This window comes from Psychrobacter sp. DD43 (assembly GCF_904846555.1).
Lineage (GTDB): Bacteria > Pseudomonadota > Gammaproteobacteria > Pseudomonadales > Moraxellaceae > Psychrobacter > Psychrobacter cryohalolentis.
The window spans coordinates 106,682-122,180 of the sequence record NZ_CAJHBE010000005.1 but is presented as its reverse complement, the minus strand read 5'-3'; the positions used below and the strand labels follow the sequence as shown (position 1 = coordinate 122,180).

Annotated in this window: 10 protein-coding genes and 1 pseudogene; 4 read left to right on the top strand and 7 right to left on the bottom strand. The window is 40.4% G+C overall.

Annotation, left to right across the window (positions count from 1 at the left end):
- Positions 1-8: 8 nt before the first annotated feature.
- From JMX89_RS04275 to JMX89_RS04265, 3 genes are all read left to right on the top strand, one after another.
- Positions 9-2,063: an alkyl/aryl-sulfatase gene (locus JMX89_RS04275; RefSeq protein ID WP_181210251.1), complete on the top strand. Its 2,055-nt coding sequence runs from the start codon at positions 9-11 to the stop codon at positions 2,061-2,063.
- 466 nt (positions 2,064-2,529) lie between these two features.
- Positions 2,530-3,534 (top strand): TerC family protein, encoded by a 1,005-nt coding sequence (locus JMX89_RS04270; protein WP_181210252.1) that lies wholly within the window; start codon positions 2,530-2,532, stop codon positions 3,532-3,534.
- 457 nt (positions 3,535-3,991) lie between these two features.
- Positions 3,992-4,693, top strand: coding sequence for a hypothetical protein (locus JMX89_RS04265; protein ID WP_181210253.1), 702 nt, complete (start codon positions 3,992-3,994; stop codon positions 4,691-4,693).
- Positions 4,694-4,712: 19 nt separating this feature from the next.
- On the opposite strand, the pseudogene JMX89_RS04260 reads toward JMX89_RS04265, so the two are convergent.
- From JMX89_RS04260 to JMX89_RS04235, 6 genes and pseudogenes are all read right to left on the bottom strand, one after another.
- Positions 4,713-4,877 (bottom strand): annotated as a pseudogene (locus tag JMX89_RS04260) (IS1595 family transposase); the annotation flags it as partial.
- 230 nt (positions 4,878-5,107) lie between these two features.
- Positions 5,108-6,733, bottom strand: coding sequence for an arylsulfatase (locus tag JMX89_RS04255; protein WP_201531574.1), 1,626 nt, complete (start codon positions 6,731-6,733; stop codon positions 5,108-5,110).
- A gap of 152 nt (positions 6,734-6,885) precedes the next feature.
- Complete coding sequence (locus JMX89_RS04250) at positions 6,886-8,139, bottom strand: anaerobic sulfatase maturase (RefSeq protein WP_181210254.1); 1,254 nt, start codon at positions 8,137-8,139, stop codon at positions 6,886-6,888.
- A gap of 151 nt (positions 8,140-8,290) precedes the next feature.
- Positions 8,291-9,160, bottom strand: coding sequence for an SDR family NAD(P)-dependent oxidoreductase (locus JMX89_RS04245; RefSeq protein WP_181210255.1), 870 nt, complete (start codon positions 9,158-9,160; stop codon positions 8,291-8,293).
- 45 nt (positions 9,161-9,205) lie between these two features.
- Entirely contained in the window at positions 9,206-10,834 is a 1,629-nt protein-coding gene (locus JMX89_RS04240) for a long-chain fatty acid--CoA ligase (RefSeq protein WP_201531572.1), read from the bottom strand.
- A gap of 186 nt (positions 10,835-11,020) precedes the next feature.
- Positions 11,021-11,530, bottom strand: coding sequence for a 2,4'-dihydroxyacetophenone dioxygenase family protein (locus JMX89_RS04235; protein WP_201531570.1), 510 nt, complete (start codon positions 11,528-11,530; stop codon positions 11,021-11,023).
- A 317-nt stretch (positions 11,531-11,847) separates the two neighbouring features.
- On the opposite strand from JMX89_RS04235, the gene JMX89_RS04230 reads away from it, so the two are divergent.
- Positions 11,848-12,591, top strand: coding sequence for an SDR family NAD(P)-dependent oxidoreductase (locus JMX89_RS04230; protein WP_181210258.1), 744 nt, complete (start codon positions 11,848-11,850; stop codon positions 12,589-12,591).
- 43 nt (positions 12,592-12,634) lie between these two features.
- Here JMX89_RS04230 and JMX89_RS04225 read toward each other — a convergent pair whose 3' ends face one another.
- The gene (locus JMX89_RS04225) at positions 12,635-15,415 is read right to left on the bottom strand and encodes a helix-turn-helix transcriptional regulator (protein ID WP_201531568.1); all 2,781 of its coding nucleotides are present in this window, start codon (positions 15,413-15,415) and stop codon (positions 12,635-12,637) included.
- Between the last annotated feature and the right edge of the window lie 84 nt (positions 15,416-15,499).

The following is a 15,499-nucleotide window of genomic DNA, read 5'->3' as shown; positions in this document are numbered from 1 at the left end:
AATTTATAATGGTAAGTAATACCTTCTCAAGCACAGCTCACACTAGTATATTGAGCTCAAGCCGTCTCCTACTATTATGCAGCAGTTTATTACTGGTGGCCTGCAACAATAATGCACCAACGACAAAAATAGCGGTTAGTGATGGTGAACGTGCGGCAACTGCCAGCACGATAGAATTCAACCGTCAGGTTGCTAGTGAGCTGAACTTGGCCGACCAACAGGACTTTGAAGATGCGCGTCGCGGCCTGATTGCCAGTGTAAAATATCTACAGATACCTTCTGCAACGGATCCCACCAAAAATGTTTGGGACATGGTCGCCTATGATTTTATTCAAGGTGAGGCTCCCGACACTGTCAATCCTAGCCTGTGGCGTCAGGCTAAGCTTAATAACATTCAAGGCCTGTTTGAAGTTACACCTGGCATCTATCAGCTACGTGGTTTTGATTTATCTAACATGACGCTAATTAAAGCCGATAGTGGCTGGATTGTCGTTGATGCGATGACCTCAAAAGAAACCGCCCGTTACGCTTTTGATTTTGCTATGAAGCATTTGGCTAAGCGTTATCCGAATACCACCAACATCAGTGCTATTATCTTTACTCACAGTCACATTGACCACTTTGGTGGGGTTTTAGGCATTGTCAGTCAGGAAGAGATTGCCAAGAAAAATATTCCAATCATTGCTCCTGGTGGCTTCATGGAAGAAGCAACCAGTGAAAATATTCTTGCGGGTACGGCGATGAGCCGTCGTGCCGTTTATATGTACGGTAAGGATTTAGCACGTGATGAATTCGGTCATGTTGATACGGGTTTAGGTAAGGGTCCAGCCTTTGGCCAATTCAGTATTGCTAAGCCGACGCAGTTAGTCAGCGCTACCCCAACTGACTTAAAGATAGATGGTATAGATTTCGAATTTCAATATACCCCAGAGTCTGAAGCTCCAGCAGAACTGACCTTTTATTTACCAAAGTACAAGGCTTTTGGTGGTGCAGAGTTGGTCTCACGTAATATGCATAACCTCTATACCTTACGTGGCGCAAAAGTTCGTGATGCGCTGAAATGGAGTAGCTATATTGAAGAGGCACGTAACTTATTTGCTGATGCCGATATTTATTTTGCTAGTCATCATTGGCCTATGTGGGGTCAAGAGAGAATTCAGACCTTTTTAACTCAACAGCGTGATACTTATAAGTTTATTCATGACCAAAGTGTACGTCGGATGAATAAAGGCATGACGCCGGGCGAAATTGCAGAAGACATCAAGTTGCCGCCCAGTTTATCTAAAGTATTCTCCAATCGTGAATACTACGGCACGGTTAAGCACAATGCCCGAGCTGTTTATCAGAACTATTTAGGTTGGTATGATGCCAATCCCGCCCATTTAGATCCCTTACCTGATGCGCAACGTGCAACTGCTTATGTTGCCATGGTTGGTAGTGAGAAGATGCTGTCACAGTCGCAAACGGCGTTTGATAAAGGCGATTATCGCTGGAGTGCTGAGCTACTAAATCATTTGGTATTTGCTGAACCTAGTAACACTGCTGCGCGAAAATTGCTAGCCAGCACCTATGATCAGTTAGGGTATCAAGCTGAATCCGGTCCATGGCGCGATGTTTATTTGACAGCAGCATTAGAATTACGCCAAGGCACACCGAATGCAGGCATTGATATGGCCTCTTTAAAAGATGTGTTTTTGCAAACGCCAGTATCAAACTTTTTCGATACCATGTCTGTCCGACTAAAAGCTGAGGACGCAGCCGATAAAGACTGGCGCATTAAGATCAACTTTACCGATTTAGATGAAAGCTATCTACTGTGGGTTGAAAACGCTGTTCTTCATCATAGGTTGTTAGATAATAAGATACCATTAAAACAAGAGGTTAACGCCACACTAAGCCTGCCTCATCCTTTATTTATTGATATGCTAATTGGTGAAGCGGGTATCAAAAAAATACTGTTATCCGATGAGTTAACTATTGATGGCAGTAAGATAGACTTATTGCGATTCCTAAGTCTGTTTGAGAAGCCACCAACCTCTTTTGGTGTGGTATTGCCAGATTAGAAAGCCTTATACAAACTAATGAACAAACTGATAATGACTAATTTTTCATTTATCCAGCTTAATAACAGAATATACGACATATTTACAATAATCACTCTTACAGGAAAAATAGGCGGTCCCCTAGTGAGGACTTGAACATTAGGCTGTAGGCGAATGATAGCAACGATTTTAGTCCCTGAGATAGTTTTAGTGTACTTCGTTGTGTATACGCAGTGAGCTTTTGGATCATTATTTTTATTTGCCATAAGCGCTGTTATGGAAACAACGGACATTATTAAGCCGCCTGATCAACATAACTCAAGTTTGTTTGTAAGGATTTGACGGCAGGGTTCATAATTAATGTAGGTAAAAATAAGTAAAATGTGTACATTAAAGTTTCTTTTTAGGGCTCTGTCGCTAGTATGAGGACATACCAATTGGAACTAAATAGAATAGTGATCCCTGTTGTCTATACTTGAGGAATATTGTGGAAACCATCGGCACACCTTGGCTATATGCCATTTTTTTTGTAATAGTCGCAGTCATGTTATTGATCGACTTTTTAGGCTTTAAACACAAAGATCTCCCAGAGAATTCCGACGTAAACGCAGTACAAAATGAGCACCAACCTGTATCTATCAAGTTGGCTGCACTATGGAGTATCGCTTGGGTCAGTGTATCTGCAATATTTGCAGGCGGATTATGGTGGTATTTAAATACAAATTTGGGTACGGCAGTTGCTAACCAAAAAACCTTAGAGTTTGTGACTGGTTATTTAATCGAAAAATCACTAGCGATTGATAACGTGTTCGTCTGGCTCATGATTTTTGGCGCGTTTGCTGTTCCACCTGCTTTGCAGCGTCGTATCCTATTATATGGCGTGATAGGCGCTATTGTTTTACGCACTATTTTTATTCTTGCAGGCGCATGGCTAATTCAAGAGTTTTCATGGATACTTTATATCTTTGGTGCGTTTTTGGTTTATACCGGCTATAAGTTTTTAAAAGGTGGCCATGACGAACCTGTCGACCTTGAAGAAATGAAGCTATTAAAATGGCTACGTCGCCATATGCGCATTACGCCCACGATGCGAGGCGAAAAGTTTTTAGTGCGTGAAAACGGTCTATTGTGGGCGACACCCATGTTGGTAGTGTTGATTTTAGTTGAAATCTCTGATGTTATTTTTGCGGTTGATTCTATTCCGGCTATTTTTGCTATTACCACCGACCCATTCATTGTATTAAGCGCCAACTTATTCGCTATTCTAGGTCTGCGTGCTATGTTCTTCCTATTAGCAGGCGCAGCAGCCACAATGCACTACTTACCATATGGGCTAGGTGTAATCATGACCTTTATTGGTATAAAAATGCTTCTACTTGAGGTCTATCATGTTCCAATTGCAGCGTCTTTAGGCTTTATTGCAATAGTGCTCGTTATTACTGCATTGATGTCATGGCGTTATGCTAAAAATAATCCGCAGGCGCAGATATAAGTAAATATGGGAATAACTCGATAAGTACTTAATATTGAGTTGGTACTGGACGTATTACTGGTTCCCTGAGGTATATCCCAGCGGAACCAGCTACTTCACTCTCTAAACCTATTAGTAGACCACTTAAAGTAGATCGATATAAAGGAACCACTATAAACCAAGCTGATTGGGATACTCTCAAAAGAATGCTATCAGAAAAGAAGTTGGCTATAGTCTCAAAAGAGCTGCCCGCCTCTTATATTGCTTTGCAAAGTGAGAATAGCACAAAGTTTATGAGCAGGATCTTATAAGCCATTAATTCAATGCTACTTGATATGTTAGCTGCGATTGCTAGAAAAGACTATGAAGATAAATAGAATACATAAGCATATTTCTTTATATTATTGTAATGTATCTTTAATTACCTTTGTTGCATTTTTGCATTACAATGCTGTTGTTGTGATTTTCGGGGTAAAGCATGTTTGAAAAATTAACGATTGTAGCTGCTGTGACAGCTCTCTTAATACTTACAGCCTGTTCTGATAGTGCTGTAGATACTCCTGATGCGGTTGCATCAGAAAGTACAGTTACTGATGCTAGTGGATCAAATAACGCTGCTACTAACGTGCCGTCATATAAGATTACAGAAGATGAGGTCAAAGGCAATATCAAGCGTACTGTAGAGGTGCAGTTATCCTCACGAACAGATGAGAATACTCTTAAGACAATAGCAGAAGAGATATATGCTCTTTCAAATAAAAAAGTTGAGCGAACCTTTATAGGCTACCGTATTGCAGGCGAAGGCACAGACCAAGCTTTCTGGGCGAAAACGGACTACGATCCAGATCTTAAAGTGCACATTATGGGAAAGAATGCTGCGGATTATGAACGATTAAAAAATATACCTTTTCCAGAAGGCGTGATACTAGGAAGTTGGATGGTAGCTAACGGAATAGATTATAGAATGGTTGCCTATATAAAAGATGGCAAAGCTTATATGCAGACAACGTATGATACGAAGAGTTCAGATGAAGAGTACAAACTTACCCAAATTGATAAAGGCGTAAAACTTCAAATTGAAGGTGAAAAAGGCTTCAATGAGTATTTCGTTGTAAACGGAAAAGGTGATTTAGAGTTTTGGAACGAGAACGGTAACTACTTCACAGCTAAAAAAATGTAGGGACTTTAATAGATAAGGATTAAATATCACACCATTTTCTCAAAGTTTTGAGCTGATTAGAGGGTAACCCATAGTTGAACCTAAACTCGCAATCTTTTAAGAATAAAAGGAAGTGCTTTTTATCGAACCCATTATATTTTCTGAGTGTTCGTTTAGACTGATTCCAAAATTCTTCAATACCATTATCGATATTATGAGTTAATGTGCGCTATGAGTAAGTATGGATAATAGTAAAAAAGGTCGCCAACGCTCTAAATAATAGAGTATTGGTGACCTTTTTATGTTTAATTTTTACTCAGCTAATATGATAAATATTGGGGCTTAATCACTCAACTAGAAGCGATCAAGATACTTCAGATTTTCAATAAACTAAATCAACATTCAATACTAATCTATAAAACATACACTTTATACTTAAGGAACATTAAGTCCAATATCTTTAGGTGGATACTTTTTATAAGTGCCTGCATGATATTTGGCTAGACCGACTACCCGTGGATAACCCCACTCAAAGCCAATATGACTAGCTTGTTGCTCTTTTGGATCCATGTACAGATTATAAACCCAAGGTGCTGGAGAGGCAGTCTGTATCGTCGTTTGATCGATATTCTTTCTAGTCGCTGAGGTTTGCATTACTTTAAAATGAACTTTGTATTCATTCCAGCGCAGCGCTGTAAATTGATTGAAGGCATAAAAATATGCCGTTTCGCGATTTGACTCACCATTATCAGCTAACAAAAAGCCAGTTTGATCAATGCCATCTATATAACGATCTTTAGGAATCTTATTACTCTGTCCTGCAACAGCAACTGAGGTATTGAACAGATCTAAAATATCGATAATTCCATCGCTCACCCGTCCTGGTTTTATCATCCCTGGCCAATAAGCAATACCAGGTACGCGTATACCCCCTTCCCATGTGGTACCTTTACCACCTTTCCAAGGATGGAAGCCTGAATCTGGCCAGACGTCTTCATTCGCGCCATTATCTGAGGTAAAGAACACTAGAGTATTTTCAAGCTGTCCAGTATCTTTTAAAGTTTTCATTAAGCGACCGACGATATCATCGACCTCTATAACCCCATCTTTATACGGGAACTTGGCGGGGCTTTTACCTTTATAACCCTCGGCAGGGTAATTGTCATTGTGTAGTCGTGAGAATGAATGCACTAAATAAAAAGGCTTATCTTTGTTTTGACGGATAAAACTATCTGAATAATCAGCGAACTGTTGATCGAGCTCTCTGATGTCATCTAAGTTTTTAAGCTTTTGCTCTATCTTTAAAGGTCCACCTTCGACACCGCTGGTAATCTCAGGAGGCTGAATAGCTTTTAATTTCGCATTTAGTTCAGGATTGTTGACTAAGTTTGGATAGATACGTTCATCTAACATCTCAGTCATGTTGGAGACCACAGGTAGGATGCCATAATATTCATCATAGCCATTTTGATGAGGATAAGTGCCATCGCTCTCACCTAGATGCCATTTTCCTGACAAGGCGGTTTGATAACCTGAATCGCTTAGAATACCAGCGGCAGTTTTTTCACCTGCCCATGGGTTCTGTGTAATCTTTTCTCCTGTGAGTATCGGTCTAGTCAGTCCTGTACGATTTGGCATGCGTCCAGTCATCATAGCGGCTCTTGAAGGCGTGCTAAAAGGCTGGGCATAGAATGAAGTAAAACGCAATCCTTGCTGCGCCAGCTTATCAATATTTGGAGTCGGTGCGCCTACTGCCTCACCGCCGCCATAAACGCCTAAGTCGCCCCAGCCCATATCATCTACTAAGAAGATAAGGACGTTAGGAGCCTTGCCTGTTTTCTGCTTTAGAGCGCGCAGCTTTTGTTCTGCTATCTTGTCCTGTTCAGGATGAGGTATGGCAGGCTCCATGCTATCAGAGACAACCACTGCCTTTAAAAAGGGATCTCCGCCAATAGTATTGGTAGGGGCTACTGGAGTTTCAGTACTAGCGTGACTGACGCTGATGCCTGACAGTAGTAATAAACTGACGGCCAAAGATAATGACGATTTTTTGATACCCACGGTATCCTCCTTGATCACAATAGGGATTTAAATGCGTTAAATATAAAAAATGCTATGACAATGTACAGCGTTGTATGGCGTTTACACCTCCCTAATCTATTAGCCTTAGCTCTAAATCTTGGCCTTTTTATAAGTAAATATTGCTTTGCCTATTATTGTAGGCGTGCACTCAATACCGGATAATCAGACACTGCTTTTTGATAAAAAATCTTTAGGCCTTGACATAAATAGTTCAAACCCTTTTCACCATCAGGGCTACTGATAAATCTGTTTTTCGGACACTCACCCCAACATAGTTGTAAATAAGGACACTGCTGACAATACTTAGTGAGCTGTTGATACTTCGCAAAGGCAAACTGCTCTTGCTCCTTACTAAAGGCTAAGTCACCTTCGTGAATGTCGCTAATATTGCCAAGCTTAAATTCTGGATAGACAAAATGATCACAGGAATAAACATCGCCATTATGCTCAATTGCTAGAGCCTTGCCACAGATTTGCGCGGTGGTACATTTTTGCGCGCCGTATCCAAAGATTTGGGAGACAGTATTTTCAAACTGATCAACGAACACTTCACCATAGTCGTATGCCAACCACTCATCCCAAATGTCGGCTAAAAAATTGCCCCAGCCTTGGCTAGTGACTGACCAATGCGTGACTTGATTATCAGCCTGTTGAGTCGCTTGATCTTTTAGATAGTTAGGGCCAGAGGTTTTGAAATCTACAGGTTCAACACAAGCACTAAATTGGATCATTTTTGGTGCCACGTCATCGCGTAAGAACCGATAGACCTCTAAGGGATGTTGACTGTTATAGGCATTGACTACACATAGCGCATTAAATTCGATATCGTATTGACGTAATAAGGCCACTGCCCTCATCACTAAATGATGGGTGGGTTTATCATTATTAGTACGTCGATACTCGTTATGAAACTTGGCAGAACCATCTATCGATAAGCCAACCAAAAACTGATGTTTCTTTAAAAACTCGCACCATTTTTCATCGATTAATATACCGTTGGTTTGCAGGTCGTTATAGATGGTTTGATCAGCCTTTTTATACTTAGCTTGCAGCTCAACTACCCGCTGATAAAAGTCCAACCCCATTAGCATCGGCTCGCCACCTTGCCAGCTAAATACCACCTCAGAGCCAGTTTGCGCCTCTATATATTGTCTAATATGCTGCTCTAATAAATCATCAGACATGCGAGGCGTTTTTGGCTGCTCAAGCAGTTGCTCTTTGTGCAGATAAAAGCAATATTGGCAGTCGATATTACATTGCGAGCCACTAGGTTTTATCATGCTATGAAACTGATAAGACTCATTATGAGGTAAATCTGGCAGATGATGCTGAGGCTGGGTCAGTATTTCAGACACCGTTATCCGGCTTTGATTGATATTTGCCATGGTATACACTCCCTTGTATGTCACTATCCGTCTTTTTTTGGTATGAGTTATCCTACAAACAGCCTTTGACAGGCTGTTTGACTAATGACGATTTTAAAAATAGATCTAACTTTTAGATGACTTAAACCATTTTCTTAGGACAGATAAGCTATTAAGCAGAATTCTTAAGGATTTTTGCCAACTTTTTATCTACTTGGCCACGAACAGTCATTGGCAATAAGCGCGTTAGATGATAAAGCTTGCGAGCTTGCTTACCAGGTATAATGAAGAAGTCGTTAGCGCGGATGCCTGCTAATATCTCATCAACGGCCACTTCAATAGGTAAACTACCCCCTAATTGCTTAAGCTGAGTGGTAATGGGTGATCCAGATTTTCGTTCTTCAAATACTAAAGGCGTCTCAACCTCAGGCGGACAGACGACAGCAATATCGATGCCCTCTGGCTTACTCAGCTCCATCCTTAACACATCAGCCAAGCCAATAATGCCAAACTTAGAAGCACAATAACCCGCATAGCCATAGCAAGCCACTAAGCCAGCCATCGATGAGATCAGTACCAATTTAGGGCGCTGTTTGCTATTACTGCGCGCGGCTTTTAGATGAGGCAAAGCGCAATAAGCTACGTTACGGCTACCGACTAGATTGATATCTATTTGCCGTTTAAACTCTTCCTCAGTCATCTCTTCAAAGGATTTTGCAATGGCGATACCAGCACTATTTATAACAGTATCAGGTGCAGAAAAAGCTTGTTCCGCGTCATTGAACACCGCTGCTAATTGCTTAGTATCTGTTACATCAACTTCATAGCCCTTTATAGAGTCGCTATTTTCATTGTGTTTCGCGCCTTTTTTAGACTCTTTTGCGAATTCATTCAGCGTTGCAACCGCTTCATCAATTTGATCATGGGCAAAAATACAAACCTTGTCGCCGGCTTGCAAGTAGCGCTTTGCTAGCTCATAGCCAATGCCACTACTGCCACCAATAATCCATCTAACCTGCTTGTCTGATTTATTGAATATCATGACTAACGCTCCTTGTTTTTTAATGTGATATGACTTAATTTGGTGCTATGAACTTAACAGCACATCTCCATACTCATCCCGCAAGTCTTTTTTCACCATCTTGCCAGCACCATTTAGTGTAATATTATCTACAAAGATGACTTTGTCAGGTATTTGCCAGTTGGCAATTTTGTCATCATAAAAATCAATCACTTGTGACTCATTGAGTGCTGAATTTTGCTCTTTGACCACGATCAACACTGGACGCTCGCCCCACTTCCTATGGGTTGCAGCAATCGCAGCCGCCATTTTGATTTGTGGATGCGCGGCTGCAATATTTTCAAGTTCAACTGAAGAAATCCACTCACCACCGGATTTAATTAAGTCCTTTGAGCGATCACGAATATTCATATAACCATCGGCATCAACGGTGGCAATATCCCCAGTATCGAACCAACCGTCTTCAGTGATGGCATCAGGGTTATGAGTGTAATAATCGTTAATGATCCAGTGGCCTCGTATTTGTAAGCGTCCTTGCGATACGCCATCCTCAGCTACCGCTTCAAGAGGCTGATCGGTGTCCATAAGACGTATCTCAACGCCGTAAGGGGGTCGACCTTGAGATTTACGCAACTCATTTATCTCATCTTTACTTAGCGATTTATGCTTACCTTTTATTTGGTTCATGGTGCCAAGCGGACTGGTCTCTGTCATCCCCCAACCATGTATCGCATCACAATTGAAATCTTCTCTAAAAGTTTTGATTACAGATGGTGGGCAAGCCGCTCCACCGACAATAGTACGGGTCATACTATCAAGCTTGCTGCCTCGTTTTTTGGCAGCGGTCAACAGGCTTTGCCAAATCGTTGGAACACCTAAAGCAACAGTCACGTGATAATCATCGATTAAAGACACTAAGCTGTCACCATCAAGATTCGGTCCAGGCAGTATTAAAGAGCAACCTATCAAGGCTGCAGCATAAGGGGTTCCCCACGCATTGACATGAAACATCGGCACTACCGGTAACAATACGTCTTTTGCAGATAGGGCTGAGATATCAGCCATAGATAACGCCATCGCATGCAGCACCGAGGAGCGATGGGTGTATAAAATCCCTTTAGGATTACCTGTCGTTCCTGAGGTGTAGCATAAAGAGCTGGCAATCGTCTCATCGAATTGTGGCCATTCAAAATCAGGAGAATTCTCTGCTAACAACTCATCAAAGAATAATACGCCAGGTAATTGCGCTACTACCTTATTATCATGGCTACCCAAGCAGATAAAATGCTTAATGCCTGTAATTTGCTCTTTAATCGCCATAATTAATGGTAGGAAGGTAACATCAAAAAACAGTACTTGGTCATTAGCATCATTAATAATGTAACTTAGCTGTTCAGGAAATAGACGAGGATTGATGGTATGGCAAATCATGCCACTACCTGAAATCGCGTACCAAGCCTCTAGATGACGTCGATTATTCCATGCCAGTGTTGCAATTCGTTCTGAGGGTTTTAGGCCCAGTCCTTTTAGTGCATTCGCTAAACGTTTTGAGTTGTTTGAAACCGTCAGCCAATCACTAATCGTAATTTGTCCATCCACCTCTTTCGATAAGATAGTGGTATCACCATGATATTTAGCTGCATGCTCAATCAAACTACTAATTAGCAGTGGCTGATACATCATTTTCCCTAGCATTTGAATATCCTTATATTTATTTTATTGTGCGCATCCCTAGGTACACTCTACGTATAGGTGCAATCAGCAATATGCGTTATATAATTTTTATAGCGTATGAAGTGTTAGTCATGCTAAAGCAATATCTAAACAGTCAGATGAGACAAGCTGAGCTGCTTGTCTCATTTGCTCATGATAATAGGATAATTATACGTTAGGGTTATTTGTTGCTTTATCACTGAAGTCGTTATTAGCATTAGGCTTGATATAACGTGGCACTGTTTGCCCTGTTTGTTTGGCTACGGCATGTAAGGCTTGTTCAATCCAACTTGCATCCATGATAAACATCAGCGAACCATCTTCATTGAAGTTTATATTAGCGCCTTCTACCACCATAAAGCCTTCTGTACCTTCTTTACTGCTAAAAGTGTGCGTAGAACCACCTGGCTCAAACAAATAGCTGCCTGTTGTTTGAACATCGTCAGGATACTCTAGATAATTCCAAGATCCAGCTGTGGTATAAAAATGCACCACTCCTGTGTGGTAATGGCGAGGTAATAAGGTGTCTGCATCAAAACGAGCATAGATTACCCATACGCCAGCTTCAGGATTCAAATAACAAGGGGTCACATGAACGCCTGGTAAAGCGTTTTTCACTTCGCCTTCTTTATTGATATTGAGTGTCAATAGATAGTCTTGAGGGTTGCCGATAGACATATTACAATTCCTTTTGATTTACGGTTAAAGTCAGCATCAATATCTTTCATATGCTGGCTGGTCATAAGAAAGTAAGGGGTAAACCTGTAACTCGCTTGCTACTGATCTACTGCTCACTTGCTGATGTTTATTAGTATATCGACCACAGACATTCTGCCAACCACTCAAAAGAATGGTTTTGAGACCCACTTATTTTTTAATAAAACTCGTCTTTTAGACTCCCTAGTTATGCTAATTTTAAACGGTGTGAAAAAGGTTATGCCTCAACAGAATCATTCTGTTGTTTTCATTTACGTTTCAAAAAAAGGACAGGTTGTATGGATACGCAAGCACTTAATACATTTTCGGATGACTTATTTAATAATAAAGTTGCAGTTGTCACTGGAGGAACGTCAGGAATTGGACAATCCGTGGCTATTGCCTTTGCAAAAAAAGGCGCTAAAGTATTGGCGTTAGGATTAAACAGTGCCGAGGCAAAATATCCTAAAGGGTTGGATATTGAAACGGTAGAAATGGATGTAACAGATGAGAATAAAATAGCGGATTTTTTCAATAATTTAGATCAACTAGACGTGCTATTTAATGGTGCGGGCATGGGCTCTACAACAGAACACGAGTTACCAACCTTCAAAAAAGTCATTGATGTTAACCTAACGGCAGTTTTTCATATTAGCGAATGTGCCGCGCCGCTCTTAGCTAAGTCAGATAATGGCTCGATTATCAATGTGTCTTCGCTATACGCCATCTTTGGATCAGGAATGACTCCTGCATATTCATCATCTAAAGGCGCAATTGATCAGCTTACTAAATCTCATGCGATTTATCTTGCTAAAGATAAGGTGCGTGTTAATGCCGTTGTACCTGGATGGATTGACACGCCTTTAATTGAACCACTAAAACAGATGGAAGGATTTACTGATTTTGTCATGGCGCGCACGCCATTAGCACGCTTTGGAGATCCAGATGAAGTGGCAGCTGTGGTATTGTTCTTAGCTTCCAAAGCCGCAAGTTGGATTAATGGTACTACCATTACAATTGATGGTGGCTACTCTACCATCTGATAAATTAGGAGCTTATTAGCTTATTAGCTTATTAGCTTTTAGCCTAGTCTAAAATCTGTTGTTGGCGCGCTTCCGCTACTGCTTGAGTTCGGGAGCGCACTTGCAGCTTATGATAAATATTACGCAAATGCCATTTAACGGTATGTATAGATAAAAAAACCTTATCAGCTATCTGACCATCACTTAGTCCTTGTTCAACCAATAATAGAATTTCAACCTCTCGCTCCGATAAGATAAACTTATTATTTTGCTTCTCATCATTTTTTTGAGTCAATAGCCCTGTACTCTCTTGATCGGTATCCGGTAACAAATCTTCCTTTTCTTCACTCTTATAGCCGCTAATTTTTAATAGTGATTCAATATATTCTTTGATATCAGGCAGTATAACTATCTCATTCCCCTGATAGCTGAACAAATCTATAAGTATTGAATAGAGCAATGGATGTTCATCAAGAATAATACGATGCGATTGTGTCAGACGAAATAGCTTAAGTGCCTCTATTAATACAGTATAAGAATCGATCTGCTGACCTAAAATATGGTAAGCCATTGCCAGCAATAATTTGATGCGTGCATTACGCAGTACAAATGGCAAGTTGGCCTTTAAAAGTTGATTTAGGCTTGCTGTTGCTTCTGCTATCTGCTGGCTATTACCTAAAAAGATAGTCGTACGATATGGCAGTAAATCTAACCCCGTCAATAACTCGGTCAAAGTTAAAAAATGAGGCTGACTTTTCTCAGTCTCTAAGTTAGAAGGCTGTATATTATAATCTTTACCATGATCAGTAACAAAAGCTATAGGCATTTTTTGCTTAAGCGCTTGTTCGTTTTCCCACTGCCGCACATCTTCAATTAAGCGTGGAAGCGACCACTCATCAGCCTTACTATTAGCATTTAACACATAGTAATGTTTATTATTTTTTTTCGTTAAAACCCCTAGTTTCAGCTCTGTTAAAAACCCTAAAATAACCATATCTGCAATAGCCATGTTTTCACCATGGTCAAAATCTATTAGAGCCTGCTTTGCATCTTCTATACGATTCAATTCATAGTAAAAATCTGCTTTTAAACTGCTTGCTACCCCCAGCATCATATCTTGATTACTGTCATTAGTACCTAACTGAGCGTATTCTGGGCTAATACCTATGCACTGGAACTTTTTGATAGCTGAGGGAACATCGCCTAACAATCTATCACAGGTCGCATCAATGCTATCTACATACGCTAGACCATACGGATTATTACCTTTGATATAGAGTAATCTGGACTGCAGAATTAGTGAGCGAGCTTCTTCTATATTTCCGCGACAAAGCTGATATAAAGCGCACATACCTACTAACGGTGCTCTAAAAAAATAGGCATCTGAAGTCAGCTGCTGAAGGCCGGTTTTTGCCAGTTGATACGCTTTAGGCAAATCATCAGCAATAAATACTATCATTGCTGACAAGCCTAATTGCTTGTCTTTGTAGCTCATAGCTATGTGGGCATCTATGTCTGATAGATATAGTTTTTCTTGCTCAAGAACCTTTATATAATGCCCAGCTTCATGATGTCGACGCGAAAGCACTAAACCCCAAGTCAAATCGTACAGTAAAGCTGGATGCTGACATAATTGTGTGTCAGATAAAGATTTTGTTAGCTCCAAAAAGCTGTAAAGACGTCCGCCAAGTATCAAATCATGACTAACCGATTTTAAAGCAGATAAAACCAAATCATTGTCACCTATAACTTGTGCATGGTAAATGGCTTCTAAAGGCATCCTATGTTCTTGATGCCATTCAGCTGCTTGAGTATGCGCTATCCAATATCTTTTTTTATCTTGGTTTTGGAGCCTTGTTTGTAAAAACTGTCTCATTAATTCATGTATACGAAACCACTGATACTGATCATCTATCGCTTGAATAAAAAGGCCTTGTTGACTCAGGTTCTCAAGCAAGAACTGCGCATCAGTTGCCTCTGTTAAATCATGGCATAAGCTCGCATTTATTTTTCTTAACACACTAATATTTAGTAAAAAATCTTGAATATACTCATCACACTGTAAAAACACTTGCTCCGCTAAAAACTCAGCTATTTGACGCTGAGCACCACTGACTTGGTGGACAAGTTGGTATAGATCTGCTTCATTTTTACAGTACAAATTGATGAGCTGAATGCCTGTTAACCAGCCTTCAGTTTTTTCAATAAGCATAGAGACGAGTTTGTCATCAATCAAAGTGATATTATTAGTTGAAGATACCGATAGCTCTGACAATGACTGATTAGCTGCCATATAAGGTGTGAGAGCGATATTGTGTGTCAAGTTACTTTGCAAATATTGCTGTAATTCGTAAGTATCCGGTAATGACAGTCTTAATTCATTCGCTCTAACAATCCTCACCAATCCCTGCAGCTCCTCTTTTGCAAGTGGCCAATTTGGCTGTATGCGTGAGGCAATGACCAAATGGTAATTAGTAGGTAAAAAAAGATACAGCCACCATATTAGGTTTAAGCTAGTAGGATTGGTTACTGCTTCTAGCTCATCAATAAATAAAGTGTATGTAGTTGTAGTATCAAGCTGAGAAAGCAGATGATGAATATGGTTTTTAGTTACCCTACCTTCGGTTAACGAATGTGAATCAGGAAATTGCGTTAATACTGACCATAAGTACTGATATAAACGTACAGGATCATTATCATCGTTATCCAAGGTCAGCCAACCAACAGCACAGTTATTTTCTTCTAACTGTTCGCTCAGCTGTACCATCACAGTTGTTTTTCCATACCCTGCCGCCGCTTGTATCAACACCAAACGGCTGGTAAGTTTATTAGATAACTGATTCAACAATCTAGACCGCTTTAGCAATCTAACCTGCTGTAATTGTGGTCGATTAGTTTTCGTCTTTAAAATCAGCATCCGTGTCTCATT